At 24.0% G+C, this 3,465-nt stretch carries 6 protein-coding genes; 3 read left to right on the top strand and 3 right to left on the bottom strand.

Going from position 1 to position 3,465, the window contains the following annotated elements; genetic code table 4:
- Window positions 1-252, top strand: a 252-nt coding sequence (locus EHV01_RS04055) for a hypothetical protein (RefSeq protein ID WP_422066315.1), incomplete at its 5' end; no start/stop codon positions are given.
- A gap of 39 nt (window positions 253-291) precedes the next feature.
- On the opposite strand, the gene EHV01_RS04060 is transcribed toward EHV01_RS04055, so the two are convergent.
- Window positions 292-618 (bottom strand): S1 RNA-binding domain-containing protein, encoded by a 327-nt coding sequence (locus EHV01_RS04060; RefSeq protein WP_422066316.1) that lies wholly within the window; start codon window positions 616-618, stop codon window positions 292-294.
- A 386-nt stretch (window positions 619-1,004) separates the two neighbouring features.
- Here EHV01_RS04060 and EHV01_RS04065 point away from each other — a divergent pair, with 386 nt between their 5' ends.
- Window positions 1,005-1,328: a hypothetical protein gene (locus tag EHV01_RS04065; protein ID WP_422066317.1), complete on the top strand. Its 324-nt coding sequence runs from the start codon at window positions 1,005-1,007 to the stop codon at window positions 1,326-1,328.
- Window positions 1,282-1,533, top strand: coding sequence for a hypothetical protein (locus EHV01_RS04070; RefSeq protein WP_422066318.1), 252 nt, complete (start codon window positions 1,282-1,284; stop codon window positions 1,531-1,533). The genes EHV01_RS04065 and EHV01_RS04070 overlap by 47 nt, the downstream gene beginning before the upstream one ends.
- A gap of 451 nt (window positions 1,534-1,984) precedes the next feature.
- Here EHV01_RS04070 and EHV01_RS04075 read toward each other — a convergent pair whose 3' ends face one another.
- Both EHV01_RS04075 and EHV01_RS04080 read right to left on the bottom strand, forming a co-directional pair.
- A complete protein-coding gene (locus EHV01_RS04075; protein ID WP_422066319.1) occupies window positions 1,985-2,371 on the bottom strand; it encodes a hypothetical protein in 387 nt (128 codons plus the stop codon).
- A gap of 16 nt (window positions 2,372-2,387) precedes the next feature.
- Complete coding sequence (locus EHV01_RS04080; RefSeq protein WP_422066320.1) at window positions 2,388-3,248, bottom strand: hypothetical protein; 861 nt, start codon at window positions 3,246-3,248, stop codon at window positions 2,388-2,390.
- Window positions 3,249-3,465 lie beyond the last annotated feature (217 nt).

Below are 3,465 nucleotides of genomic sequence, written 5' to 3' on the forward strand. Positions count from 1 at the left end.
AAAACCAAAAAACATCAAACTTCGTTGAATAAAGAAGCGGGTATAATCAATCGTGTAACATGAATAAGAAAAATGTTTGTCCAAGGCAAAATATATGGCATATTAGATAATTTCCCGTTTTTAGATAAATGTATTAGTGAATTAAGATTTAGTGATACCAAAACAAACACACCCGATAGTAAAATGTATCATGACCCATATGACGCTTTGTTTTATGGTTCTTATCCATATCGTTTTAAAATGGGATTATAAAAAAGGTTTTTAAAACCTTCTAAAATTTATAAATTTTATTTACTTTTTATTTACTAAATAATTAGTATTTAATGATTTTTCTAAACTAGGTGATTTTTCTTGTATTTTATTACCATCATCATTTTTCAATAGTTCAGGATGACAATTTTTATAACTTAATTTAAGATGTTTTCTAACTGAATTAAAATCTAGTATCTCAACTTCAATTTCATCACCAACATCAAAAAAATCTCTAATATCTCTAACAAAGTAATCTGAAATCTCACTAATATGAATTAAACCATCAGCCTTTTCTGCTCTACAAAAAGCACCATAAGGTGTAATATTTGTTATTTTAACATTAACTTTACTTCCTTTTTTAAACATAAATTAAATATACTTCCTTTCTTTAAATGCTTTAATTATATCATTAAGACTATAAAAATCATTTGCAGAATTGGGCGAGCGGTTGATTTTCTTAAATTTTTGTGATAAAATAACTTACAAGTTAAAAAAATTTTGAGGTTCTTTCAAACAAATTTGGGAACCTTTATAAAATTCTTCGCTTAACGCTTAGAATTTTTCCCAAGGATTTTGAAAAGCGCGGCAAAAGTTTTTTTAAACTTTAAGTAATTTTTCGCAAAACTTATGGAAATCACCGCGAGCCCAGATTGACCACTTTATTATTAAATAATTTCCTTTCAAACTCTTAAATATCCCTTGTATATATATAATTGTGATTGTAAAAATATTTAGCGAAAGGAATTATCATAATGAAAAAGATATTAAGTCTTTTAGAAACAATCACTATAATTGGAACAAGTATAACCAGTTTAGTTGCTTGTAATATATTTAATAAAGATTTTAATAATAAAATTGAAACATTTAAATATACAGAAGAAGAATTAAAAGAACTAAAAGAAAAGAATAAAATAGATACAAAAAATAAAGAAATTAGAGACAATTTAGAATGAATAGCACCACAAGAAAAAGTATTTAGTAAGTTAGACAATAAGTCATATTTTGTTGTATGGCGTGAACAAAAAGAAGATGATTGATATAGTACTTTATTTATACATAATTCTTGACAAACCTAGAACAATTGATAAAAAATTAGCTATTACTAAAACAGAGGGATTCCTTGATTTACTTGCTGGTGGTCGTGGTGGTGGTTTAGAAAGAATTTGAAGTAGAGATAATGGAACTTATTTTAAAGCATTTTATCGTTGAAATTTAAATAGAAATATTCCTAATTTAACTGTTGATTCTAAAACTGGTGAAATAAAAGTTGAAGGAAAATAAATATAAAAACTCATTTAATTAATTAAATGAGTTTTTATATTTCTAATGTAATTAATGATATTTTTTTCATTATTTCTATTAAATAATTCTAAATTATTAATATTAATTTGTTCTCTTTCTGTAAAAATTTTAATATTATAATTTCCATAGCCTCATATACCTGATATTTCAATTTGATTTAAATTAAATAGTTTTTTGTCATAAGTTATTTTAATACTATCTTCAACTAAATCTTCAGTTATACTTGTTCAAACTGCTTTTGAATAAAGTAATCTATATCATTGCGAAAAATAATTTAAATATTCTTCTATTTTGTTATTATAAACAATTAAATTAGTTAAATACTTGCCATATTCGCCATCAGATAATTTAATTTCAGATGGAATAAGGGAAGGAATATTATTTGTTTCTAATTCATTTGGTATGGATAATCAATTAAAGTAATTTGCTTCTAATTGATAAATATAGTTTTCTGAAATATCTTTGTTTTTTTATTATTAGTGTTACTGTTACTTTCATTTTTTAAATTTCAATTTGTAATTTCTCCTGTTTTTGGGTCAATAAATGGTTTATTTGGTTCACTGTCATTATTTCAACGATAAACTGCTTTAAAATAAGTTCCATTATCTCTACTTCAAATTCTTTCTAAACCACCACCACGACCACCAGCAAGTAAATCAAGGAATCCCTCTGTTTTAGTAATAGCTAATTTTTTATCAATTGTTCTAGGTTTGTCCAGAATTATGTATAAATAAAGTACTATATCAATCATCTTCTTTTTGTTCACGCCATACAACAAAATAATATCTATTATCAACATTACTAAGTGGCTTTTCATTTGCAAAAACTTCTCTTTAATAATTATGTAATGGTTGGTTTCCATTAAAATTAAAATACATTGAATTTAATTCAACTATACAATTTTTAAATTCTCAATAACTTTCTTCACTTATTTTATTGGGTATTGAAATTAAATTAAAATAATAAGGTGATAATAATTTAATATCATCGTTATGGCTTTTATTAATTGTATATTTGCTATATGTATAAGTTGATAACATATAGATAATTTGTTTAAATATTTTAACAACTTTATCATTAATAAGAGTTGGATTATCTAATTTTCAGTTTTCAAATAAGCCATCAATTACATCTTCGGGTTTTTGTCCTTCGAATTGTTGGCGTAATTCAGCTGCTTTATTTGTAGGATTACCCTTTTCATCGTATTTTGACCCTTTAAATTTTCTATCATAATTATAACGATATGTTAAATAATTTAATAAAACTTTATCTAAGCCATTTTTATTTATTAAACCTAAAATATCAACACCTTGAATATAGTTTTTGGAAATACTTCATGGTAAAAAACTTTCCGTAAATCAATACTGAAACACTCTTAAATTAGGTTCTGTCTCTATTGGCATAGATAGTAAAGGTACTAAACTAGCGTTTTGAATAATAGATTGTGGATAAGAATAAACACCATTGACCTTGCCTCAACATTTAATATTTCCAAATAACATTGATTTAGGATATTTAATCTCAATTCCAGTAAATACTGTATCCTCGGGCAATGATTTTTGTAAAACTAAATGAATACTATTTTGGTTTTTTCATTTAAAGTCAGTTATTTTAACTAAATGAGTAGATTTAAATAATGTTAATTCTATCGGGTGAATAAGGGCGTTTATATTCTTCAATGATGTAACATTCATTTTATTGTTTTCGGTAATTGGTTCATTAATAGACAGTATTTTTAAGTCTAATGTTTCTAAAAATGCTTTGTCTTTTTTTGAAATATCATTAATTAAAATATCTTTTTCATCAATAGACTTCTTGCATAACCTATTAAAATAATTGTAAATATTTTTAAAAAGATACTAATAGCAAATTATAATTTTAATTAATTATGTCTTTTATTTAAAAATTTAA

Source organism: Spiroplasma sp. hy2, assembly GCF_044714365.1.
GTDB lineage: Bacteria > Bacillota_I > Bacilli_A > Mycoplasmatales > Mycoplasmataceae > Spiroplasma > Spiroplasma phoeniceum.